The following is a 23,293-nucleotide window of genomic DNA, read 5'->3' as shown; positions in this document are numbered from 1 at the left end:
GAGTAAGGGTAAGCAAGTGGTTGCTCTATCAAGGTTGGGGTTTTGATAGAGCAATATATAAAAACATCTAGCGATCAATATCTGAGCAGTTTCTCTATCTTTTTGTTTTTACGGTATTTTGTTTGTTACTCAAGATACTTCCGTTTCAAACGGTTTATCTATCTTAACCTTAACCGCAAATTTGGTCGCTAAGGTATGCAGTTCTGGTAGCATTCTATAGATCAAATGTAGCTGCTGTAGGACCATTCTGACAGAGCTCTCATCTTCTTCACGCCATTCACTCAAACGTTTATCAAGCTCAGGGTCGTAAGCATTTTTCACTTCACATTGTTCTTGGTGGGAGTAGAGCTGATCATTTAGAGCATCTAGGTGCTCGTGTATTACTCTGTGTGCATCAAGAACTAGCTTATGCGTGGCTTCGTCATCGATACGCGTTCTGTGTGCTCCCAAAGCTGAGATATAGCTGAGTAGGGCATGATTGAGTGTTAGGAATCGGAAGCTCTCATCTTCAGAGGTACGGTACTTGCCCGGCTCAACCAACATGCTACTGATAGCGGCAGTTAGATTTGCATCGTTATTGTGTGCACTACGACGAGCGATACGATAGTTGAGGCTGTCTTTCTTGCCTACGCGGTATTGGCCAATGATCTGAGCGAGATAATTTTTATTGGAATCGAGCGCATCCGCCATTACTTTGTGCAGTCGCTTCGATTGCCAATCCGGCAATACATAAATGACAGCAAGTACGGCGAGGGCACAGCCAATAAAGGTATCCGCTAGTCTTGGTAGAACGACTGCGTAGCCTTCTCCTAACTGGTTAAAGCAGAAGAGCACAAGCAGTGTGATAAAACCGGTCGCGAAGCCGTAGTTATTGATTCTGAACGCAAAGAACATCACGCCACTGATCACAATGAACACCAACTGGCTCTCTTGGGAAGGGAAGAAAGTCAGTAGCGGTACGCCAATCAATAGGCCTGCAACCGTGCCTATAACACGGGCAGTTAGCTTTTGGCGGGTAGCGCTATAGTTAGGTTGGCAAACAAACAGTGTTGTTAGCAGGATCCAATAACCACGCTCAATATTAAACCCTTGGATGATTCCGTAGCCGAGTGTCAGCGTGATCGCCATACGAATCGCATGACGAAACAGCATGGAGTCGGTATGCAGGTTGGCTTTGATTTTATGCCACATTGCCGTCAACGTGTGTGGGTTTGTGTCGTCTAATACACCTTCTTCAATCTTCTCTGCATCTGGGTTACTGATATTTGAGAGCTGTTTTTCAACCGTTGCCAGGTTATTGAATAAGTAATCCAATTGGTTTAACAGCGATTTCCACTCGGGCTTGTTCTGTTGGTGTAGATGGTTAAGTGAAGACATAAGCTCATCAAGTGCCAGTACAGATTTATCACCATGTTGGTATTCCGCACCAACCTTTAATGAGCTCGCCACTTCTTTACAGGCTGTGGCTTGGGCTTCGAGTAGGTATTTAAAACGGAACAACACGTCAGAGCGTTCAAAGTGTTTTGCCAGCTCTTGATAGCGATAATGGCTTGAGCTTACGCGTTCATGAATATCTTGTGCGATGAAGTAAGTATTTAGGAATCGGTCACTTGGTCCATCAATGTGCCCGCGTTTAGAGCGATTAAGCAGCGTCGCTTTACACATGTTGAGTGCGTTAACAGTACTAGCGTTGAGCTTGGCTTCAATGATTCGGTGTGGTTGAGGAATTAAATCTGAAACGGGATAAAATAGTTCCGCTTTTGAATCAATGTAATTGCCGATTTGATCAAATACCGTAGCTAGGTTTTGCTGCACGGGCTGCATTGGCCATACTATCTGCCAAATCATCGACATAAAGTAGTACCAAGCGGCGCCAGTTAACAGTAAAAGTGGCTGAAACCAAAGGTTGGTACTCTCGTGGGCACCGAGCATGGTATAGATAGCAACTAAGAGAGAACCAAACGCGATACTCGCGTATTTGGGGCCAATTGCCCCGAGTATGATAAAAGAGAAGGTTGAAACGAAAAGCCCTAACGCGAATAACCAAGGCGTATCGAAGAGAATCTCGATAGAGAAAGCCGCAACGGCGAAACAGATAAAGGTCAGTGTGAGTGCTTTTAAACGCCCAGTAAAGCTGTCATCACTTTCAGCAAGAGCCGCAGCAATAACACCTAAAATTAAAGGAGTGATCAGTGTGTTTTGTTCATAATACCAAGCAGGAACCACAACACCGAGCAGAGTGATGAGAATTAATACGCTGTAATTTATGGTTTTGTTCGCCCAATAGAGGCGTAATTTGGCTGAGAAGTCCACAGTTGCTCGCTTGACACACTAAAAACCATAATCCTAACAGAAATCAAGCACAAGAATTTGATACTTATCCATAATTGCCCTTAGGTGGTCATGAATGCGTCGATAAGATGTGAGATATTATTAATTCTCATTGCATCATGATATAAATTCAATATTCCTAATTAAGAGCACACTCCAATGCAGCTAAGCGCTAACAAGACTGCACAATTTTTTATTCAAAATGAATATCATCAGGTTGAACTTGATGGCCCACGCTTGCTGTTATCTTCAGTAGGCAGTGAAGAGCGTATTCCGTTTACTATTTGGAGTGGCAAGATCGCGATCAAACGCGGATTGTTTTGGGGATCGCTGCAATTCTTTGCTAATCAACAAGATGGAAAACAGCGCAGTTGGTTGGTACAAGGCCTACCTTGGGATCAATGTCGTCAATTTGCACGTGCGTCAGTTGCCGCTTATCAGAAGTGGCATGACACCCAATGTGAACAATTGGCTGAACACGTTCCTCAATGGGAAGCTGAATTAACTCGTTTAGAGCAATTGCCAGCTTTCCTACCGCATTCTAAGGTCAACACTTGGGTCGATATGGTCAACGCTGGTTTAGAAAGCATGACTATGACTCTGGATGAAGCCGCGCAGCGTATGCCAAACCGTATCGCGAGAATGCAGCCATGGTTATCTGAAACGGAAATCAAGCAAGCTGAAAGAAACCAGCAATGGCTAGAGACCGAGCGAAAAAACTGGGAAGTGTTGTTTGCACAATGTGAATCGTCACCACTAAACTTATCACAGCAGTATGCGGTGTTGATGAATGATGATCACAACCTTATTTTAGCAGGCGCAGGCTCGGGTAAAACCAGTGTTCTGACGGCTCGCGTCGCGTATTTACTGCAAAGCCATCAAGCTCAAGCTGAAGAGTTGTTATTGCTCGCCTTTGGTCGAGAAGCAGCTGAAGAGATGAAGCAGCGCCTCGATAGTAAAATTGGTTTATCAGCAGAGAAGGTACAAGTCAGCACCTTCCACCAGTTGGGTTTAAAGATCCTCAATCAGGTAGAGCCTGAACGCGTGGTTATTTCTCCGTTAGCACTTGATGATAACCAACGTCAGGCGTGGTGTATTGATTGGTTGAAAAAGCACTGGATGACGCCGACTAACTTCAAACGTTGGCAGAAGCACTTGTCTAAATGGCCAATTGCTTACTTAACCGGTGACGATGAGCTAGGTAGTCATGTTTCAAACCTCAAACTGATTGGTTGGCTTGAAAAGCAGCTTGAACAGTTGAATGCATCGGGTTTATCGAAGAAAGAAGTACAACAACAGCTGATTGATCACCGAGACTATACGCGCCTCAACAGCGAGCTTTCACTGTGTTGGCCATGTGTGACGGCTTGGCAAAAAGAACTGAAAGAACAGAATCATATCGACTTCTCAATCATGATCAGTCGAGCGACTCAGTATGTCGAGAAAGGCAAATTTATTTCTCCTTGGAAATTCATCATGATCGATGAGTACCAAGACATCTCTCCAGATCGCCTTGCCTTGGTTGAAGCACTTTGTAATCAGTCGAAAGCTGAGCATCAAGCCTCTATTTTTGCGGTAGGCGATGACTGGCAGTCTATTTATCAGTTTGCGGGGGCGGATGTTGATTTGACCACCGGCTTTAAAGGTCGATTTGAAAGCTCGACCATTCATCACCTCGATACCACTTACCGCTTTAACAATCAGTTAGGTGCGGTTGCCAATCGCTTTGTACAAGAAAACCCGATTCAGATTCCGAAAGAACTTAACAGCTTCAAGCAACAGAAACAGAAGGCGGTGTACAGTGCGCCAAGCAAAGAAGTTGAGAAGATCCTTGATCAATTGAACCGCCAAGCTAAAGGCAAAACCAACAAGTCTGTGCTGCTACTTGGACGTAACCATTACCACAAACCAGAGTTGTTGGAAGACTGGAAGAAGATCTTCACCTCCATTGATATCAAGTTCATGACTTGCCACGGCAGTAAAGGTAAAGAGGCGGACTTTGTCATTATTCTTTGTGTTGACGAAGGACAGTTCCCGACCAAGAAGAAACAGCTGCATGTTGATGGCGCATTGACCGAATCATCAGACGCGTTCCCTTATGCGGAAGAGCGTCGTTTGTTTTACGTAGCAATGACGCGAGCGAAAGAGAAAGTGTGGATTACGCACAGTGGCGACGGGTCTGGCTTTGTGCAAGAGCTGCATGGTTCTGATTACCCAGTGGTTCGTAAGAAGTAACCGCTTAGATTAGGTGTCGACTAAGGGCTCAAGTTGCTTTCGCTGTATTTTATTCGCAGACATAAAGTAGAAGGACATACATATGGAACATGGCTCAATCAATTACATCGAATTTGCCGCGAAGGATATCGCAGCGACCAAGGCGTTTTTCAGCCAAGTGTTTGCTTGGAAATTTGAAGATTATGGGCCTGAGTATTCTGCTTTTGAAGGGAAAGGCTTAATGGGCGGCTTCTATTTAGCAGATCTGGCGTCGAATACAGATAACGGCGCTGCGCTGATGGTTTTCTATAGCGAAGATCTTGAGCAAACTGAGCGCGATGTGATTGATGCTGGTGGGCAGATAAACCGCGAGGTCTTTAGCTTTCCCGGTGGCAGACGTTTCCATTTTAGAGAGCCAAGTGGTAACGAAATGGCGGTGTGGAGTGACAAATAGCCTTTACTAAGAATTTCTATATTTAGATAAACAAAAGCCTGCGATTAAGCAGGCTTTTTAGTCTGTTCTGTAGAGATAACATTTAACGTGCGATTACGTGCGCTCTGCTAGGTACGCTTCGTAGTCAGGGATCTCAATGATCACTTCTTCTTCAAGCAGTGAAGAGTTAAACAGAAAGTTTGCTGTAGCGCGGTTAGTCGCTACAGGAATGTTCCAAACACTTGCGATACGAAGCAGTGCTTTTACGTCCGGGTCGTGTGGAACGGCATTCAGTGGATCCCAGAAGAAAATCAGCATATCGATTTTGCCTTCTGAAATAAGCGCGCCAAGCTGTTGGTCACCACCCATAGGGCCGCTGATCATGCTCTTAATCGCTAAGCCTGTCTCTTTACTTAGTAGAGAACCCGTAGTGCCCGTTGCATAAAGGAAATGTTTTTGTAGTTTTTCTTTGTTCTCTTTGACCCATCTTAGTAGCTCAGGTTTGAAATGGTCATGAGCGACCAAAGCGATATTCTTATGCGTTGGCATAGTACGCGTCGTTTTTTGCATGAATGTTCCCTAAATTATTGTTTCGTTTTTATTGTTTTGAGTTCTTCAGCCAATATAGCACTATGGATTCACACTGAATACCGGTCGAAACTCAGAAGGTGACAATGAGTCGGCGATAATTTGATCTTTGAGTGTTGCCGGTGTTAGCGTTTCGATAGTTGGTGCGCTATGTTCTTCATAAGGTTGTCCGCGCAAGTAATTCGCGGCTTGTTTTACCGATAGGCGACCTTGCTCAACCATTTTATCTGTTGGCGCAAAAAGAACCTTGTTACGAAGTAAGCCACGGTAAGTTCCGTGACTTAAGTAACTCGAAACCAATCCAATTTCTTTGGTTTTACCTGCCGCTCTCAGCTCACTTATCGCGGCTTCAATAGCAACAGCGCTTCCAACAATATATTGAATATCCGGTTGCTCAATGACTTGCTGTACTAAGTTTCTTTGTAGTTCTTTATCGTTATCTGCCCAATAGCTGATCGCGATTTTGATATCGCTCGACTTGATAGCATCATAAAAGCCAAGTGCAACAGGCTTAGTGCCACCACTTGCTTGTGGGCCAAGTAACAGGGCGATAGGTGTTTCTCCTGACCCTTTAGGGTGTCTCTTCGACAAAAATTCTCCGACTTTGAACCCCATTTGATACCAATCAACTCCGACTGTGCCTTTCAATACCTTCTGTTGCTCTTCATTGATGGTTAACTCATTAACGGTCGCAAACACAGGGGTAGAGCCAACCCAATCTGTAAGGTTGTCGTGATAAGCATTAGGCGAAACTGTGCCTAAAATAATGGCATCTGCTCCCCATTGTGTGCAAAGCACCAGTTGTGAGGCTTGTTTGGCCACGTTAGGGTAACCACCAGCTTCCAAAACTCGGAGTTCGACTTGCTGCTTTGCTGCTTCTGAGACCATGCCGTAGTTGACAGATAACCAGTAAGAGTCTTTTAAGTGCGGATAAATGGCGCAAATTTTCTCTTTGTGTGATGTGGCCTCTGAGGGTTTGATTGGGCTTAAAGGCTCGCTAGCACTTGCAACAGTGGTCACTGAGGCCAGTAGTGAGAGAAGAGTTTTTGAAGTGAAAGGTCTAGATAGCATGAATTGCCGTTTTATTGGTTTTAGATAAGAAACACTGCAAAATATAGCGTATTCTGCAGGGGTAAAGAAGAACGTTTTAAGGTTTAGAGTTTATGTTGTTAGCTTCAGCGAGTATTGGACGCAAGCTGCTGGCCTCATTCTTAGTGATGGCACTGTTGGTTCTATTGTCTGCATTGATCGGTGTTTCTGGTTTTAGCTTTGTAGCAAAAACGGAAAGAAACGTCGTTGATTCGGCGCTTCCTGCCATGATCGAAGCTCGCCAGGTTTCTGAGTTGAGTAATCGCATTATTTCATCGGTACAAACGCTTTCTAATGCGAGAAACGAGGCTGAGCGAAAAGAGGCTGGAACGGTATTGTTCGACCAACTTGAGTCGCTTCTTCAGCACATCAAAGAGCTTGGCGTCGACAGCTTCGATTCTCAACTCCTCAATAAACTCGAAAACAATGTCCAAAGTGTTATTAATACACTGGCTGAGTTGGGGGTGTCGGTTGAACGTAAGCTTTGGTTAAGCAAAGAGCTGTCGTCTCGTGTTGAAGAGATGCGCCTACTTGCCGAAGAACTAGAACAGCTGACGCGAACCCAAGTTTTGAACACGGCGACCATTGCAGTTGCTAACGTAACGCACATTTACGACCTGCTAGAAACTAAAGAAACGGATAAAGCCTACCAAGCCCTAGATGCGCTTGTTGAGGTTGACCTTGATTTGTCTGAACGCCTACACGAATTGCATTTGCTGGCGTTTAAAATGCTTAATCAAATTGAAGAAACACAGACAGTTACCAATGTTGAGCGTATTCATCAAATCCAATCTGAATTTGAATCCAACCTAAGAATCATGGCACGTCGTGTTAAAGCGGTCGAAGATCCTACTCGTTCAGCGCAGATGTCTCAGCTTCTTGAAGAGCTAAGAAAACGCCAAGTCGTGTTTGATATTTCGTTAGAACAATATGAGAACACCAAGAAGTCAGAGTTTCTGATGCAAAACACGCTGGAGTTGTTCTCTCAGCTGAATACAACGGTTAACCAACTGGTTGATGATTCAAACCGAAGCACCAAAGAAGCGGTTGATGAGTTGACCAGCACACTGAATCTGGCTCAATGGTCGCTGTCTGTGATTTCGGTTATTGGTTTGGTAATCGTCGCATTTATCGTGTGGCGAGTGGTGTATATCTCGGTTGTTAAACGTCTTACTGAATACTCATCGGCTTTGATGTCTATCGCACAAGGTCGCCTGAATATTGATATCTCGGTTAAGGGTAATGATGAGTTGGCTCATATGGGCGAGGCGATCATTACCGCCAGAAACACCGCGCAGGCACTGCAAGTGGTCGCGGTGGGCGAAGCAAAAGCGAAACGCGAGCTTGAAGAGCACAAAGAGCATCTCGAAGAGTTGATTACTGATCGAACTTATCAACTGCAAAAAACCAATGAAAAGTTGAATATCGAGGTGGGCAATCACGCTAAAGCCCGCAACGCGGCAGAACAAGCAAGCCGAGCGAAATCCGCTTTCCTTGCGACGATGAGTCATGAAATACGAACGCCGATGAACGGTGTGTTAGGGACCGCGAGATTGCTCAAAGATACAGGGTTAGACCCTCTGCAATCAGGCTATGCTGACATCATTAACCGCAGCGGTAAGAACTTACTGGCGATTTTGAATGACGTGTTGGATTACTCCAAGATAGAAGCGGGGCATTTAGAGATACGCACAGCTTCCTTTGACCTTCATCAGATGGTTCAAGACACCTACCAGCTAATGGAAGGACGAGCCGCCGAGAAGAAGCTAAATTTTGATTTCCATATAGAAAGTGACGTGCAACGTTATTGGCGAGGCGACGTAACACGAATTAGCCAAATCTTAAATAACTTGGTCGGCAATGCGATTAAGTTTACTGAAAGTGGCTCGGTCGATATCTTCATTAGCTTAGATGTCGAAGATAAAAATCGAGTGATGTTTGAAGTGTCTGATACTGGTGTCGGAATTGATGCAAGCGAGCAAGCTTGTCTGTTTGATGCTTTTACCCAAACCGATAGCGGTCGTAACAAAACGGGTGGTACTGGACTCGGGTTAGCGATCAGCAAAAGTATTATGCTGGCAATGAATGGGGATATTGGTGTTCATTCTGAAGAAGGCGAGGGAAGCCAGTTCTGGTTCTCACTGCCACTTGAAGCCGGTGAGATGATAGAAACGAAAGTACCGGTCATTGAAGCGTGTATTCGAGCGCAAGTACTTCTAATTGAAGACAATCCGGTGAACTGCATTGTTGCCGAGGGCTTTTTGAATAACTTAGGCCATGATGTTGTGATAGCGACAACCGGGCAAGAAGCGAGAGCCATATTCAGTGAACAAGAGTTTGATATTGCATTGGTAGACATTAACTTACCAGATTGCGATGGGGTTGAGTTAATTCAACAACTTAAAGATGATGCGCTCCAGCATGTGCAAAGTGCCACCCGCAAAGTTCCACCTATGATTGCAGTATCAGCTCACGTATTCAACGAGGAAGTCGAGAGCTATTTAGCATCAGGATTTGATGGTTTCCTACCTAAGCCACTTGAAAAAGAAGCACTTTCTCAGCTCATCGTTGCTCAACTTGATGGTAAAACACTATTGTTGCCACAGCCCGATCCAAATGATGCTGTTTGTAAGCAAAACGGTAACCGTATTATTACGAGCAACTATGATGAACTGCATTCGGCACAGGTGGCTGATGTTTTGGCAAAACACGCGACGACAACTGACGCTCAAGATGAAGGAGGTGCTCCGGTGAAACTGATTGATTCAAAAGTGATCGAGGGCGACCTATCGATCCTTGGGTTAGAGAAAATGAAGCAAATCGTTGTGCTTTTCGAGGAGAGCAGCAACCTTACCTTGAATGAATTAGTCGAGGCGAGTGAAGCCGATAATGGACGAGAAGTGAAGTCTTTAGCGCACAAGCTTAAAGGATCTGCGGGTAGCTTGGGTTTATCAGCACTGTACAGTTTGTGTCAGAGCATTGAAGCAAGCGAAGATCCATTATTGCAGTATAGAGATAACGACCAAGCTTTGTCTGAATTGGTAAAAGGCTCGTTGGAGGCTCTTCTCCCTTATGTTTCTGCGTAATGGTATGAGTTTTTTTTAAACAATACCTAAGCTGCACACCAACAAAAACCCTCTGTACGAATATTCGTCAGAGGATTTTGTATACCGTGCAAGTTAGCCTTCTTTCAGAACGACTAGCCTTTCAAACTAATCTCTCCCAGAGCTAGAACTAAAACCAAGGCTTACCACTTATTATCTATTTTCAAAGCGGTTGTAATCTAATAAACCAAACTCAATCGGTTGGTTTTGTTGATACCAACGATGCACTCGATCACTGAACGGCCAGAACTCACTAGAACTGCGTCGTACCGCAAACTTGTCTAGCATCGCCACGTAGTCCTCTTCTGTGTTTAAGTTTTGCAGCGTTTTAACCAGAGCAGGTATCTCGCTCTCGGTTAATGAAAGGTAAGCGGCAGGGTAGCTTCCCACAACGCCTCGTACGAGTGTTAAGTCGTCGTTGGCGTAATCACGGTTACCTTCTTCATTAAAAAGGCTAGAAATGTTGCTGTGGGCGTTATTGTGAATCATGGTGAACAGTTGCTCTTCGCCGTTTTCACCTTCAATCATGATCATCACTAACTGAGGAACATGACGTAGGCCCTCTCCCTTAATCAAATTCACTTGATTAAGCAGTGCTTCATTCTTTCTACCCAAACCGGTTTCGACAATATCAAAGCGATTATCAAGCACAGGTGCAAGCTTATCTTTTATCATATTAAGCAGTTCACGTTTAGGATCGGCCGTTTTGTAAACCACACTGGTTGGTTGTTCAAAAGGTGCAATATTACGCTGCAAGTAGTCGCTCAATTGTGTGCTTTGGTTTTTATACCAACTAGAGTGCTCAATATGCCGAACGTCTTTAGGAAGAAGGGTTAAGAAATTACTCTCACCTTCAAGGCGCAAGAAGTCCATGAACATGCGTGTAATCAGTTGGTGGCCAAAGTTACCGTAAACATCGAAGCCTGCAACGAGAAGGTAATGAATGCGTTCTAGAAGAGCGTAATCAAGAATCCACGCTGTCTTAGGTTGTGTGCCAACTAACCCTTGCACAACAGATGCGCTATCAAAATGTCTAAAGATGGTGAGGGCTGCATTTGGGTTGACGCCATCGCCATCCCAAATGATGCCAGTGTCTAGGTTCACGCCACTTTCGAACCATTGATTAGTGAAGTCTGATTTCGCATTTAGGTATCGTGCTTGTTGTTTCGCGTATCTTACCCAGTTTGTGACAGGCACAGTGTTGCTCTTGAGCTCACTAGGTAGCTTTAAGTTTTTCTTTTGGCTCGCGTAGAAGGCATTTATTTCTGGTAAATCGGCTTTCTCGGGGTCAATGAAGAAAATCCAAAAGCGGTCGTTAATCACATTTAGGGCAAGTTGACCACGGCACACAGGCCCCTTGATAAAGGCCATGATGGTGTTTTGAGCGTTGTCTAACATGAAATGGAAACGCGAGTTTACTGGCAGCGCTTCAAACGAAGTCATTGGGTTAGCAGAAACATCAATGTTGTAACTAGGAAGTTGTTTTACAGCGTAGTTAGCATCGACAAACCAGGTATTCCACTTTTGTAGTCGTTCCTTATTGAGTGCGAAAGGCATGTGCGTTTTGTCGACAATGGTGCCTTGCTCTGGAATGAGGCGGTAGTAAACACGGTCTACTTTTGGGTCGTCATAAGGGCGACGAGTTGTGATGCGTTGTACCGCTTCACCTGGAGGTGTTGCAGAACGAACAAGGGTGAAGAAACGCGTTGGTTGTGCTAGATCAGAAAAATAGACGTGAGATAAAAACAGGTGCTCGTAGATGTAACGAGCTGAAAGTTGGCTCTTATTATCACTTTTATTTAAAAAGCTTTCGTAGACATTAACGAGCTCTTGTTCAGCATCATTCAGTGGAATGTGGTCGTTCATTAATGCGCCATTTTCCAACCAACTCATTAAAGTCGCGTATTCTGTTTTATCTAAATTCGGCATCCCATAAGGCATCCCCCAAGTTGGGTAATCTCTCTCATATTGAGCATACTCTTCAATCGTTGGGCACTGTTGGTCGCGATCGGTTGAAAAGTCGAAACCTTCAAGCTGTGTTTGATCGGGCAGAGGGTGATTCTCTTTCTGAATCAACATGCGAGAAACAAGGCCAGCATCTAGGTTCGCCGTTGAGTTTTGCATGCGCTCGTTGAGAACCGGATGAAAACCCGCATCGCGCCACTCTTGTGTGGTTAAAGCATCTTCAAATAAGCGAGTAGGGGCTGATGCAGTTAAGCGGGTGCCTTGATAAACGAGTGCCTTGCTCGCGCCTCGGTCTATGCCTTCTACTGAAGACATTTTGAGTTGGCAAGGAGCGTCATAACAAGCGTGACAAACCACGCAACGGTTATCAATAATAGGCTTTACTTCGTCAATAAAGTGCTGTGCTTGAGCCGAAAGAATAGGAGCTTGGCGATCGCGTACTTGTTGTTCGCCAAACAGTTCGTCGAAGTTTAAACCCGCGTAGACGGCACAACCTGAGAAGACACTAACAAAAGCTAAAATGAAGAGTTTTTTCAAATTCATACGTATTTATATATTAAGCATTTTCTCTAATTATATCGAAAATGATTGAAAATGCTCATGTTCTAACAATCTTATAGATAAGATCTTGATGGGACAGAGTAACTTGTCGATGCATGTCACTCGCTTTTGCTCGGAAATTAAGGCTTAGGCCTAGCTAGATTCAAGTGCCAAGAGCTCACAGCCATGAGCCAAAAGTAAGACTCATTGATTGACGTAACAAACAGAGAAAGGGACGGACAATCGCTCAAACTCTTTGATCCAGCGCCATTGGTTGTCTTGCAGTTTATCTCCTGGGCCTTTGACTTCAATCCAATGAAACCCTTCGTCTTTGAACGCAATCAAATCGGGCATCCCGGTTCTAAATAGCTTTAAGTCACTCAATAACACTTTGAAGAGTTCGATAATCAAGGCGCTAGGAATAGCTTCCATACTGTGTTCGATGAGTACTTTAGGGAAATGATTCCAATGAACAAAGGGATTGGTGATGCCTTGCTTTTCATCGTAAGTATCAAACAAGTGGCTCAGCCCGTGCTCGGATAGGGTTTGGAACACAGCTTCAATTTGCTCGGCTCGTTTGTCTACGAAGTCTGAGTGGTAAAAGTCCAGTGGCCGATGTTGGTAACGATTGATAAAAGCGCCTTCGACATCAGAGAAAATGACATCCCAGAAAGCCAAACCGAACAAACCACACAGAAAGCTGTTTTCGGAAAAGTAGACATCCCAACCTTGGCTTTCAAAATGTTGTTTTACCGCGAGCTCGACTCGCGTTTGGCTGAGATCCAATTCTAGTTTTATCTGCGCGCAACTTGGCTTTGAAGGGCGAGGGACCTTGTGGCCCTGTTTCCGTAATAACTTCTGTTCAAGCTTAACCGCGACCTCAAGCTCTGACACATCCGATGGAGTAGCTTGTATTTGCGTGACAATGTCACACATTAAGTCCAATTCATCTTGCTTCTCATAGATGCGCGCAAGTCGCTCTCTGCTTGGAGGAAGTGCCGATTGCTTGAACCAAAAAACAGCTTGGTCATTTTGGTTGAGCCTTTCTAGGTCACGTGCGAGGTCATTGATCAATCGCGATCGTTTTCTAGCAATGCTTCTGTGTTCTGATTCTTCTGGCATCGACTGTAAAAGTAGCTCAAGAAACTCACCGTCTTTGCGGTCTCCTTCTGAATACAAGCGTTGAATATCGCGTATCTGGAGCAATTGATTGAGTTGATCTCTGGAAGTGAAGAAGCGGCGCTGCTTGCTTAATGGATAGTTCTCGAAGGTGTTGAGTCCAAGGTCACTTAACACAAACTGGCTTAGGTCTTGGTAAGTATTGGCGAAGAAGAGAATCAGCAATACATCAATTACTTCGGATTCGACCACGTAAATACAGTCGAAGGGTAGAGTTTGGAACTGATCAAAAGCTTGTGGTTCAAGGAACGCTAACAGTTGGTCTTTTTTAGCAGTTTTGTTGTTCTTAAGAGACGGGAATACATATAGCAGTTCAGGCTTGGTGAGCAGGTGCAATCCAAGTTCGATCTGAGTGATTTCCAAGTCATGTTTGTTAGTAGGGTGACTTAACGTAATGAAGCCAGAGGTGTTTAACTCTCGTAGTGCACTATTTAAATCAGGAATCTCAACATAGCTGAGTTTATCACTTCGAAACCAGCAGCCCTTGCGAGAAAGCAAACGAACCATTAAACACCGACTAGCAATTGAAAGACGTTTATATTCAGATAACCAACGGCATTCTTCGTCACTCAAAAGATCGGGGTAGAGTGTTTGAGTGTGTTCAACCAGCCGATTGAAGTTGTCGAGATAGTAAGTAGGGGAGAGCTGAAGAGTGGTTTCGGTCGTCAATGGAGAAGTCGCTTGATACAAAAAGAGCCTAACCCTAAGGTTAAGCTCTTCAGTAACAAATTCAATCTTTTCTGATGATTAAGCTTGTGATGCTTTTAGTTCAGCAACTTTAGCTTCAGAGATTGGCTTAGTGATGATTGCTAGAACAATACACACCGCCATCATAACTGCAGAGATTGTGTAAGCTAGGCCGTAACCTTCGCCGTTTGCCATAGAGAAACCAACAACTGCTGCACCGATAGCGCCGCCGATACCCCATGCCGTGTAAAGCACGCCGTAGTTAGTACCGTAGTTTTTCAGACCGTAGAATTCAGCTGTAAGTGTTGGGAATACTGCTAGAAGCGTACCGTAACCAACAGCTGCGATAGCCGTACCAATGATTAGCGTGAATTCAGAGTTGAACGTAGCGAATAGAGCCATGTTCGCGCCTTGAAGGATGAACGCTAGAAGTAGAGTGCGTACGCCACCGATTTTATCTGCAAGCATACCCGCAGCAACACGGCCGCCTGAGTTGAATACTGCAAGGATAGACGCTAGGTAAACTGCGTTTGGCAGGTTAGCTTGAACGCTAGCAATCGTAGTGATGTTACCGATGATCATTAGGCCAACAGATGCAGCGAACGCGTACATGATCCATAGAGAGTAGAACTGAGGAGTTTTCAGCATTACTTTCCAAGTTAGGTCTTCAGTCTTCTTAACCGCTTTAGGAGCTTGGCCTGCTTTTACTTTAGGCTCAGCTGGCGTGTAATCCGCTGGTGGGTTGTTGATTGTTGCTGCTAGAGGTACTGCGATTGCAAGTACACCAACACCAAGAATCATAAAGCTAGTTTGGATACCCATGCTGTCGATTAGCGCAGAAGTTACTGGTGCTAGGTAGATAGCTGCAAGACCGAAGCCTGCTGCGATAAGACCGTTAACCATACCTTTCTTAGAAGAATGGAACCATTTCATTGCTGATGGAGAAAGACATGCGTAACCGAAGCCGATACCTGCACCTGTCATAACACCGAACGTGATGTTCAGCATCATAGGTGTTGTAGCGAAACCAGAAGCAATCATGCCTAGGCCTGTAAGCGCTGTACCTAGGATAAGGATCTTACGTGGACCCATACGGTCTTGTAGGATGCCCGCAACAAGAAGACAAACAGAGAATGTGATAGTTGCAATAGCGTAAGGAGAAGATGCTTCAGCAGCACTCCAACCAGCTTCAGTTACTAGCGCTTTGTTAAATACACTCCAAGCATACAGGATGCCAAGACAAAGGTTGATACAGAAGCCTGCTAGCAGGATACGTGTTGCTTTATCAATCTTGCTCATTTTTATTCTCAGTTTTGTCATCGGTTAGTGGAGAGCCACTTAACTAAAGACGGGTTATTGTGATTGTTTCTTCAAAATTAGTTTGCGTTTATCAACAGATGGCGCAAAAGAGCGCGGATTATAACCAATAAAAATGTGATTGGAATCTCTTTTTCCATTTTTGGTAAATTAAATTTAGTTTGTTAATGGGTTGTTTTTCATTGGTTTTCAAAATGTTTTTAACACCTTTCTATTTTGTTCATTTTCGCCCTGCCACCCAATTATTCCTGGGATTTCGAGGTGATCACTTTTTAGTAGACTCGTATTCCGTGCGGATATCACAGAGTTGCAAATAATTTTAATTAATTTCTAAGGTTAAATTTGTGTAACAAAATAAATCGAATTAGTGCTTTTTTCATATGAGACAAGGAGTAACGGAGTTCTATTAGAAATGGGATGTTAACCAGTTGTTAATGGTGGTTTTTGTGGGTGCTTTTGCTTACATTTTGTTCGATCTGAGGGGTTGTGTTGTTGTGAAAAAGTGGGAAAATAGTACGTAAACTGAGATTCCAAAAATGAAAGGATGCGTTTCTAGTCTATTACGAGGCGAGTATTATGAAACTATTTTTAATTCTATTGATGTCGATTACTGGTGGTGTAGCAGCTGCTGATCATATTCATTCTTTCTTGTTCGGCTTCTACGTTGCGGCATTGGCTGTAGGCAGTTGTTACTGGCTTGCATTCCGCAGCACGCGTTTCCCACAGTTGGCATTAGTGCTATTGATGTGTGGCTTTTTTGCGAAGATTGCAGTGACGGTTATCGGTGTTTCTTGGGGTATCTCGAACGATATCATTCAATCGCCGTTCATTTTCTCATTGTCATACCTGTTCTTCTTAGTGGTTGTGTCTTATGTTTGGTTTGCATACCGCGATAAACTGACGATGAAAAAGCGCGCTAAACAGGTAGAAGAGTCTCGCAAACAAGCGGCAGCATAATTCGATTTGATTCTTAAAAAGCCTTCTTCGGAAGGCTTTTTTGATCCAGAGATAGTCTATATGGCTGCAGATAAAAGAAACCCCAGTATGGTGACATACTGGGGTTTCTTGTTTATTAATCCTTGATGAAGAACGTTTACTTCTTCATCATCTTAGCGAGATCGGCGAACGGGTTGTGTGTTGCTGACTGATGATCATCTAAACTCGCTTTTGCATCCACACCATAACGCTCATGATCGGTGTATTTTGAATGCTCATGATCGTGACAGTATAGGCACAGTAGCTCCCAGTTACTGCCATCTTCAGGGTTGTTTGTATGGTCGTGATCCACGTGGTGAACGGTAAGCTCTCGGAGGTTTGAGTAAACAAATTCACGCGCACATTTACCACAAACCCAAGGGTACAGTTTTAGTGCTTTTTCGCGGTAGCCTTTCTCTTGGCGAGCATACGCTGCACTCGAACCTGTGAAATCAGAAGACATTGCCAAATCCTTATCAATTGTAATATCCCGATTTTATCACAGCTTTCTTGAAGCTGTTGGTATGTCGTTCGTAAAATCATGGCTAAATGATGCGGTGGATTTATCGATATTAGATTGAAGTTTGAATACAGACTTACCTTCTACACACTAACGCTTAAGCGGGTTATGTCTTTCTGGAATAAGCCATGCTTAACAGTTTGAAAATAAATCGTATTCAGGGGTTTTAACCACAGGCATGTGACCTAATATCAGTTTGTGAGACCCTATATTAATAAGGAAATATCATGTCAGAACAATACACTCCGCCAAAAGTTTGGGTTAACGATACCGATGGTGGAAACAAATGGGCAAACATCAATAGTCCTGAATCTGGAGCTCGCTTTGATAAAGAGCTTCCTGTTGGTGACCATGCTTTCCAATTGTATTCTCTTGGCACACCTAACGGTCAGAAAGTCACTATCTTGCTTGAAGAGTTGTTAGCGGCGGGTGTTAAAGAAGCTGAATATGATGCGTACTTGATCAACATCGGTGAGGCTGATCAGTTCTCATCCGGCTTTGTTGGAGTGAATCCAAATTCTAAAATACCAGCGCTTGTCGACAAGTCGGGTGATGAAGACGTTAATGTTTTCGAATCGGCATCTATCTTGATGCATTTAGCTGAAAAATTTGGTCACTTCTTACCAAAAGAAGGGGCAGCAAGAACACAAACCATTAACTGGTTGTTCTGGGCACAAGGTTCAGCCCCATTCCTAGGTGGAGGCTTTGGCCATTTCTATGCTTACGCTGATGAAAAGCAAGAGTACCCAATTAACCGCTTTGCGATGGAAGCTAAGCGTCAGCTAGACGTGTTAGATAAACAACTCGCTAATAACACATTTGTGGCAGGTGAAGAGCTAAGCATCGCTGATATCGCGATTTGGCCATGGTATGGCAACCTTGTGCTTGGCAAAATCTACGATGCTGCTGAGTTCCTACAGGTTGAGTCTTACACCAACGTTGTGCGCTGGGCGAAGCAACTAGAAGCGCGTGAAGGCTTCCAACGAGGTCGAGTGGTTAACCGTTCATTTGGCGAAGAGTGGGAGCAAGTACCAGAGCGCCATTCTGCGGAAGACATTGATAAAGTTTTGAAACTAAAGCCGTAATATCGATATAGTTAGTTCTATATATCGTTAGATAGGAAGCGCCATGTATCGTTTTGTATATGGCGCTTTTTTTATCCTGCTACTTGGCAAATTGATTCAAATTTAAAGTTATTATTACAAATTAGTAAAAGTGATTTTATTTAAATTGGGATTATCATTAATTCTGTTATAAATATAATGCGCTCCATCAGAAAGATTTTGCCTTTTGGCATGGTGGGTAAGCGAATGTTGAAACAGAAAGAAAAAATTGTTGTGGTTGGTGGAGGTGCTGCTGGCCTTGAATTGGTTACGCGTTTAGGTCGTGACAAACGTTATGATGTGACACTCGTTGAGCCGTCGTCACATCACTACTGGAAACCGCGCTTGCACGAAATCGCAGCAGGAACATTCGACGAAGAGCTCGACGCTGTTAGCTACTTCCAGCATGCATCTTGTAATGGCTACACTTACGTTCAAGCTTCAATGAGTGGCTTAGAGCGTGCTAACAAAGTCATCCAGTTGAACCACTTTAGCGGTATGACTCAAGAGCTCGAATACGACTATCTCGTAATCGCTGTAGGTGCCATCAGCAATGACTTTAAAACAGAAGGCGTCAGTGAACACTGTTTATTCCTCGATTCAGCAGGGCAAGCACAGAAAGCTTGGCAGGAAATCAACCCTCTACTGAGATCAAGCAGTCAGCGTAAAATTTCAATTGTTGGCGCAGGTGCAACTGGTGTTGAGCTGGCGGCAGAGCTGGCAAAAGTAAGCGCCAAGCTACAGCGTTACCGTCAGGAAGGTAGCCTTGAAATCACCTTAATTGAAGCGGCAGAACGCGTGTTACCTGGTGGGCCAGAATGTATGTCGAAACGAGTTCATGAAGCTCTGGTAAAACAAGGCATTAACGTTAGAACTGGGACTCGAATTCAAAGAGCAGAAGAGGCGAAATTAGTCACTTCAGAAGAAGAGGTTATTTCAGCAGATCTGCAAGTATGGGCTGCTGGTATTAAATGTGCGGATTGGCTAAGTGAATTAGACGGTTTAGAAACGAATCGAATCAATCAATTAATCGTTGAGCAGACACTAAGAACGACCAACGATAGCGATATTTTTGTGATTGGTGATAGTGCAGAGTGTCCGCAACCGGATGGTTCTTTTGTTCCACCAAGAGCTCAAGCTGCGAATCAAGCCGCAGGTCACTTGGCTAAGCAGTTAAAGCGTTTAGCGAAAGGCAAGGCGTTACAACCATTTGTTTTCCACGATGGAGGCATGTTGGTAGCGGTTGGGCATGACTATGCAGTCGGTGCTCTCATGAATGACAAAGTGCTTTTGCGTGGCAGATTAGTGCGAAACCTTTACGACACAATTTTCCGTTTACATCAGCGAGTCTTGTTTAGTTGGGGTAGGGTGACAGCATTGGTTGTTCTGAAAAGGTTGAAATGCGCGTTGAATCCATACAGTAAAAAGATTTAGTCATAGCGTATTTGTTCTAGGAAGCAATACTCCTACTATTCACCCCTATAAAACGCCACGCTCAGAATTGAGTGTGGCGTTTTTTTTAGAGGTCGCTCTAGTTGCTCAATCGTGGCGAGTTTACTTTTCTATAGATATTGATTCTAAAGCACCCCCTAAAACAACAATTTAACTTCTCGTTAATGATCAAAATTTGTTTCTCAAGAATTAATTGTTATGTTATAACGTACCAACTAAATTCTTGGTGAGTATTATAAAAGGAAAAATACAGTGAATAAAAAATTGGTTTCTCTAGCGATTGGTAGCATTCTTTCTGCCCCTGTTTTTGCTGATACGCTGTCAAACCCGCAAATTGGCGTTGTACTTGATGGTTACTATCAGGACGGACAGCGTAATAATTCGGAACGTGATGAAGGGTTTGGCCTTGGTCATACCGAATTAAACATGTCGGCCAATATCGACGATAAGTTCTATGGCTCTTTAACGACCGTCATTGAAAGTCATGATGATGAAACGGAGTTGTTGCTTGAAGAAGCGTTCATTGAAACCTTAACAATGCCTTACGGCTTGAGTATCCGAGGTGGTCGTTTCCTATCAGATTTTGGTTACCTAAATAACCAACATATGCATACTGATAGTTTTGTTGAGCGTCCTGCGGCTTACCGCACATTCTTAGGCTCTCATTATTACGATGATGGTGTTCGTGCGAACATCGTTCTTCCTACAGATCTGTATGTGAAGTTTGGTGTTGAAGCGCTAAGTGGTAGCAAGATGTCTTCTGTTGATGATGGCTCTGACGTTGGTGTTTACACTACAACTCTTAAGCTGGGTGACGACTTTTCAGAGTCATCAAGCTGGCAGTTTGGTCTGAGCTACTTACGAAATGAAAACGGTAAAGTTCGTGAGTTTGGAGACCATGATCACGGGCATGACCATGACCACGATCATAGCCACGGCGCAGCGGTAACGGGCTCAAACTTATACGGTGCTGATTTTGTATGGAAGTGGGCTCCAAACGGTAACTACAAATACCAAAACTTCACGCTTGCAGCTGAGTACATGCTGTTGGATGGCATCGTTGATGACAAATACAAAAATGATGCGGAATCACCAGATACGCTAGCAGGCTATTATGTATCGGGTGTTTACCGATTCAGCCCAAGCTGGTCTGCTGGCCTGCGCTATGGTGAAGCGGAAAGCTATGATGGACACGCACATGGTGACCACATGCACTTTACTGCAATGAACGACAAAGAAGCGGATGCAATGATCGCTTGGGACTCATCTCATTTTGGTACAGTTAGAGCGCAATACTCTCGTGTTGAAAACCAAAGTAAAGAGACAGATAACGTATTTACCCTTCAGTATGTGATGACCTTTGGGGCGCACGGTGCTCATGCATTCTAGGAAATCTCTACTTACAATGGCAACAGGTGTTGCCATTGTATCCTCATCTATAATTGTATCTTCGCCTGCAATGGCGTTGAATATTTTCGTTTGTGAGCCTGAATGGCAAGCACTTGTTCACAGTCACGCTCCTGATGCCAACATCTACTCGGCGACTACGGCTAAACAAGACCCGCACTATGTACAAGCAAGACCGTCACTTATTGCCAAAATGCGTCAAGCAGATATGGCGATGTGCTCGGGGTCTGAATTAGAAGTAGGCTGGTTGCCAATGTTGCAAGTACGCAGTGGTAATCCTGCGGTTCAAGATAGCGCGCCAACCATGTTATACGCGAGCGATATGGTTGGTATGCTTGATACCCATGACCATGTCGATCGAAGCATGGGAGACATCCATGCTCATGGAAATCCACATGTTCAGTTTGCTGCTGAGTATATGATTCCTATCTCCAGAGAAGTCACCAAACGTTTACAACTGGTTGATCCTGACAATGCACATATCTACATGCGAAATGGCATGAAGTTTCGTGCCAACTGGCGTAATAAATTGGCAGAGTGGGAAACCAAAGCTGAGCCGTTACAAGGTAAAAAAGTAGTCGGTTATCATGCCACGTATCGCTACCTCTTTGACTGGCTAGATATGGCGCAAATTGCTGATTTAGAACCAAAGCCTGGGATATCACCGACTACGTCGCATTTGCAGTCATTGACCAAGTTGGATCCTGCTTCGTTTGATGCGATTGTGTATTCATCACATCAAGATAAGCGTCCTGCTAATTGGCTCAATCAACAAACCGGTAAACCTATGGTTCAGTTACCACTTTCAGTTTCAGAAGGACAGAGCTTAGACGAGATGTACGATCAAGTGATTGATGATCTGTTGGATACATTGGTCGATTCAGAAACACCTAAGAGCTCGTGATGTGGATGGAATATAGCTGGCTGGCACCTGCCGTATTGTGTGGTTTGATTGCATTAGTCGGTAACATCGTGCTTGGAGAGCAAGTCCTCAAACGCCAGATCATCTTTATTGATCTCGCTGTCGCGCAAGTGGCTGCCCTTGGCGCTGCTTTGAGTCAATATTGGTTGAGCCGATATGCACTGTTTAGCGGCTCTTGGTTTGCAGAGATGATTGGCCCGTGGGTCATGTCATTGTTGCTATGCGGATTAATTGCGTTAATGGAAAAGCGTTACAAACAACACTTAGAACCAATGATAGGAAGTTTGTTTGTGGTATCGGCTTCATTAGCGATATTACTGGTAAGCAAAGATCCTCATGGTGCCGATTTTATTCAAGGCATTCTCAACGGGCAGCTGTTGTGGTCTACCTGGGATGACGTTTGGCCATTGGCAATAATCACGGCCGCGATGTTGGTGTTAATTAGCGTAAAGCCTGAATTTATGCAGGGTAGTGGCTTTTATCTTATCTTTGCTATTTTGATGCCGATCACCGTAAAGCTGACTGGGATATATTTGGAGTTTGCGTTACTGGTGATTCCCGCGTCGTGTGCAGCTGCGTATAAAGGTGTTCAGTTCTTTATCGCGAGTATTGGGATTGGCACTGTCGGTATTTTATCGGGCTTAGCGGTGTCGGCTTATTATGACTTACCGAGTGGCGCCAGCATTGTCATTACGTTGTTTCTTGCAGGGGTAATATTTAATACGGTGTCATTATTTCTTCGATACCTGCGAATTAACCGAACTGAACATATATGTCGAACTGACTAGGCTACTCTTCTGATGACTGATGACTGATGACTGATGACATTGAGCTTGATAGCTCAAGGTATATAGTTTGTAAGCATATCGAAGGTAGAGCGAAAGACCGTGGGCATGAAACCGTTCATTTCTATAGAACAGGTGGTACTGGCATATTATATTTAGATTTAGCTATTGGAGGCTATTTAGGTATAAAATCGCGTCATCATAATTCTAAAGGATGGTGCCATGTACCACGGTCATATCTATTTCCCTCTGCGATTTGCAGAGCAAGCAGAAACACTGCGTCAAAAGATTCTATCTGAGCGTAAAGATGTATTAGAGACTTTCCCATTAATACAGCGCTTGGTTGGCCCGCATAAGATGCCGATGTTTGAGATTCATTTTGCGAACAAAGAGTCGGGCATTGTTGAGTGGTTGGAGCAAGAACGCGGTGATATGTCGGTGCTTATTCACCCGGTAACCGGTGGCGAAGAAACTTTGGATCACACAGTACGCGCGATTTGGCTTGGTCGTGAGCTGGGTGTCTTTGAAGAAACGCTGACTAGCTAATTTAATTCGCGCCCGACAGTACGTACCTAATCAACGTACTTAGTAAATATCGCTGCTGTCGGGCGTAGCTCTCAGATTCTTCTCCAAATAAAATATCCTCCTTCAATTATAAATCTTTCCTGCTGATCCTCAATTA

Annotated in this window: 17 protein-coding genes; 10 read left to right on the top strand and 7 right to left on the bottom strand. The window is 44.1% G+C overall.

Annotated elements, in window-relative coordinates; all coding sequences use genetic code 11:
- Positions 1-129: 129 nt before the first annotated feature.
- Positions 130-2,313, bottom strand: a complete 2,184-nt coding sequence (yccS, locus tag L4C44_RS04575) for a YccS family putative transporter (RefSeq protein WP_052880058.1) — start codon at positions 2,311-2,313, stop codon at positions 130-132.
- Positions 2,314-2,490: 177 nt separating this feature from the next.
- Here yccS and helD point away from each other — a divergent pair, with 177 nt between their 5' ends.
- On the top strand, positions 2,491-4,566 hold the full coding sequence (gene helD / locus L4C44_RS04570) for a DNA helicase IV (protein WP_428804481.1): 2,076 nt from the start codon (positions 2,491-2,493) through the stop codon (positions 4,564-4,566).
- 82 nt (positions 4,567-4,648) lie between these two features.
- A complete protein-coding gene (locus tag L4C44_RS04565) occupies positions 4,649-4,999 on the top strand; it encodes a VOC family protein (RefSeq protein ID WP_146490120.1) in 351 nt (116 codons plus the stop codon).
- Between the two features lie 93 nt (positions 5,000-5,092).
- Here the strand turns inward: L4C44_RS04565 and L4C44_RS04560 are convergent, their stop codons facing one another.
- Positions 5,093-5,548 carry a methylglyoxal synthase gene (locus tag L4C44_RS04560; protein ID WP_052880060.1) on the bottom strand — a complete coding sequence of 152 codons (456 nt, stop codon included), beginning with the start codon at positions 5,546-5,548 and terminating at the stop codon, positions 5,093-5,095.
- Positions 5,549-5,608: 60 nt separating this feature from the next.
- Positions 5,609-6,637 carry a TMAO reductase system periplasmic protein TorT gene (torT, locus tag L4C44_RS04555; RefSeq protein WP_428804480.1) on the bottom strand — a complete coding sequence of 343 codons (1,029 nt, stop codon included), beginning with the start codon at positions 6,635-6,637 and terminating at the stop codon, positions 5,609-5,611.
- Positions 6,638-6,729: 92 nt separating this feature from the next.
- On the opposite strand from torT, the gene torS reads away from it, so the two are divergent.
- Positions 6,730-9,741: a TMAO reductase system sensor histidine kinase/response regulator TorS gene (gene torS / locus L4C44_RS04550; RefSeq protein ID WP_428804479.1), complete on the top strand. Its 3,012-nt coding sequence runs from the start codon at positions 6,730-6,732 to the stop codon at positions 9,739-9,741.
- Positions 9,742-9,912: 171 nt separating this feature from the next.
- Here torS and L4C44_RS04545 read toward each other — a convergent pair whose 3' ends face one another.
- The 3 genes from L4C44_RS04545 to L4C44_RS04535 form a co-directional block, all read right to left on the bottom strand.
- On the bottom strand, positions 9,913-12,267 hold the full coding sequence (locus L4C44_RS04545) for a fatty acid cis/trans isomerase (protein ID WP_146490123.1): 2,355 nt from the start codon (positions 12,265-12,267) through the stop codon (positions 9,913-9,915).
- 201 nt (positions 12,268-12,468) lie between these two features.
- Positions 12,469-14,133: a VRR-NUC domain-containing protein gene (locus L4C44_RS04540; protein ID WP_428804478.1), complete on the bottom strand. Its 1,665-nt coding sequence runs from the start codon at positions 14,131-14,133 to the stop codon at positions 12,469-12,471.
- Positions 14,134-14,190: 57 nt separating this feature from the next.
- Complete coding sequence (locus L4C44_RS04535) at positions 14,191-15,429, bottom strand: L-lactate MFS transporter (RefSeq protein WP_061017387.1); 1,239 nt, start codon at positions 15,427-15,429, stop codon at positions 14,191-14,193.
- 594 nt (positions 15,430-16,023) lie between these two features.
- Between L4C44_RS04535 and L4C44_RS04530 the strand changes: the two genes are divergently transcribed.
- Positions 16,024-16,404, top strand: coding sequence for an NADH:ubiquinone oxidoreductase (locus tag L4C44_RS04530; protein WP_146490125.1), 381 nt, complete (start codon positions 16,024-16,026; stop codon positions 16,402-16,404).
- Between the two features lie 136 nt (positions 16,405-16,540).
- On the opposite strand, the gene L4C44_RS04525 is transcribed toward L4C44_RS04530, so the two are convergent.
- A complete protein-coding gene (locus tag L4C44_RS04525; RefSeq protein WP_017060876.1) occupies positions 16,541-16,885 on the bottom strand; it encodes a YajD family HNH nuclease in 345 nt (114 codons plus the stop codon).
- Between the two features lie 284 nt (positions 16,886-17,169).
- Here L4C44_RS04525 and yghU point away from each other — a divergent pair, with 284 nt between their 5' ends.
- The 6 genes from yghU to L4C44_RS04495 all read left to right on the top strand — a co-directional run bounded on the left by yghU (position 17,170) and on the right by L4C44_RS04495 (position 23,157).
- Entirely contained in the window at positions 17,170-18,027 is an 858-nt protein-coding gene (yghU, locus tag L4C44_RS04520; protein WP_428804477.1) for a glutathione-dependent disulfide-bond oxidoreductase, read from the top strand.
- 225 nt (positions 18,028-18,252) lie between these two features.
- A complete protein-coding gene (locus L4C44_RS04515; protein ID WP_428804476.1) occupies positions 18,253-19,479 on the top strand; it encodes an NAD(P)/FAD-dependent oxidoreductase in 1,227 nt (408 codons plus the stop codon).
- Between the two features lie 270 nt (positions 19,480-19,749).
- The gene (locus L4C44_RS04510) at positions 19,750-20,886 is read left to right on the top strand and encodes a hypothetical protein (protein ID WP_428804475.1); all 1,137 of its coding nucleotides are present in this window, start codon (positions 19,750-19,752) and stop codon (positions 20,884-20,886) included.
- 16 nt (positions 20,887-20,902) lie between these two features.
- Complete coding sequence (locus L4C44_RS04505) at positions 20,903-21,808, top strand: metal ABC transporter solute-binding protein, Zn/Mn family (protein ID WP_428804580.1); 906 nt, start codon at positions 20,903-20,905, stop codon at positions 21,806-21,808.
- Positions 21,808-22,614, top strand: coding sequence for a metal ABC transporter permease (locus L4C44_RS04500; protein ID WP_428804474.1), 807 nt, complete (start codon positions 21,808-21,810; stop codon positions 22,612-22,614). Before L4C44_RS04505 ends, L4C44_RS04500 begins: the two co-directional genes overlap by 1 nt.
- A gap of 219 nt (positions 22,615-22,833) precedes the next feature.
- Entirely contained in the window at positions 22,834-23,157 is a 324-nt protein-coding gene (locus L4C44_RS04495) for a DOPA 4,5-dioxygenase family protein (protein ID WP_017079771.1), read from the top strand.
- Positions 23,158-23,293: the final 136 nt, after the last annotated feature.

The organism is Vibrio satsumensis (genome assembly GCF_050337435.1).
Taxonomy (GTDB): domain Bacteria; phylum Pseudomonadota; class Gammaproteobacteria; order Enterobacterales; family Vibrionaceae; genus Vibrio; species Vibrio satsumensis.
The sequence above is the reverse complement of the archived record's forward strand: the minus strand, read 5'-3'. Positions and strand labels throughout refer to the sequence as shown.

Excerpts from the sequence above, each read along its gene's own strand:
- helD (WP_428804481.1), top strand. The coding sequence starts at position 2,491 with ATGCAGCTAAGCGCTAACAAGACTGCACAATTTTTTATTCAAAATGAA.
- L4C44_RS04565 (WP_146490120.1), top strand. The coding sequence starts at position 4,649 with ATGGAACATGGCTCAATCAATTACATCGAATTTGCCGCGAAGGATATC.
- L4C44_RS04560 (WP_052880060.1), bottom strand. The coding sequence starts at position 5,548 with ATGCAAAAAACGACGCGTACTATGCCAACGCATAAGAATATCGCTTTG.
- torT (WP_428804480.1), bottom strand. The coding sequence starts at position 6,637 with ATGCTATCTAGACCTTTCACTTCAAAAACTCTTCTCTCACTACTGGCC.
- torS (WP_428804479.1), top strand. The coding sequence starts at position 6,730 with ATGTTGTTAGCTTCAGCGAGTATTGGACGCAAGCTGCTGGCCTCATTC.
- L4C44_RS04545 (WP_146490123.1), bottom strand. The coding sequence starts at position 12,267 with ATGAATTTGAAAAAACTCTTCATTTTAGCTTTTGTTAGTGTCTTCTCA.
- L4C44_RS04535 (WP_061017387.1), bottom strand. The coding sequence starts at position 15,429 with ATGAGCAAGATTGATAAAGCAACACGTATCCTGCTAGCAGGCTTCTGT.
- L4C44_RS04530 (WP_146490125.1), top strand. The coding sequence starts at position 16,024 with ATGAAACTATTTTTAATTCTATTGATGTCGATTACTGGTGGTGTAGCA.
- L4C44_RS04525 (WP_017060876.1), bottom strand. The coding sequence starts at position 16,885 with ATGTCTTCTGATTTCACAGGTTCGAGTGCAGCGTATGCTCGCCAAGAG.
- yghU (WP_428804477.1), top strand. The coding sequence starts at position 17,170 with ATGTCAGAACAATACACTCCGCCAAAAGTTTGGGTTAACGATACCGAT.
- L4C44_RS04515 (WP_428804476.1), top strand. The coding sequence starts at position 18,253 with ATGTTGAAACAGAAAGAAAAAATTGTTGTGGTTGGTGGAGGTGCTGCT.
- L4C44_RS04505 (WP_428804580.1), top strand. The coding sequence starts at position 20,903 with ATGGCAACAGGTGTTGCCATTGTATCCTCATCTATAATTGTATCTTCG.
- L4C44_RS04500 (WP_428804474.1), top strand. The coding sequence starts at position 21,808 with ATGTGGATGGAATATAGCTGGCTGGCACCTGCCGTATTGTGTGGTTTG.
- L4C44_RS04495 (WP_017079771.1), top strand. The coding sequence starts at position 22,834 with ATGTACCACGGTCATATCTATTTCCCTCTGCGATTTGCAGAGCAAGCA.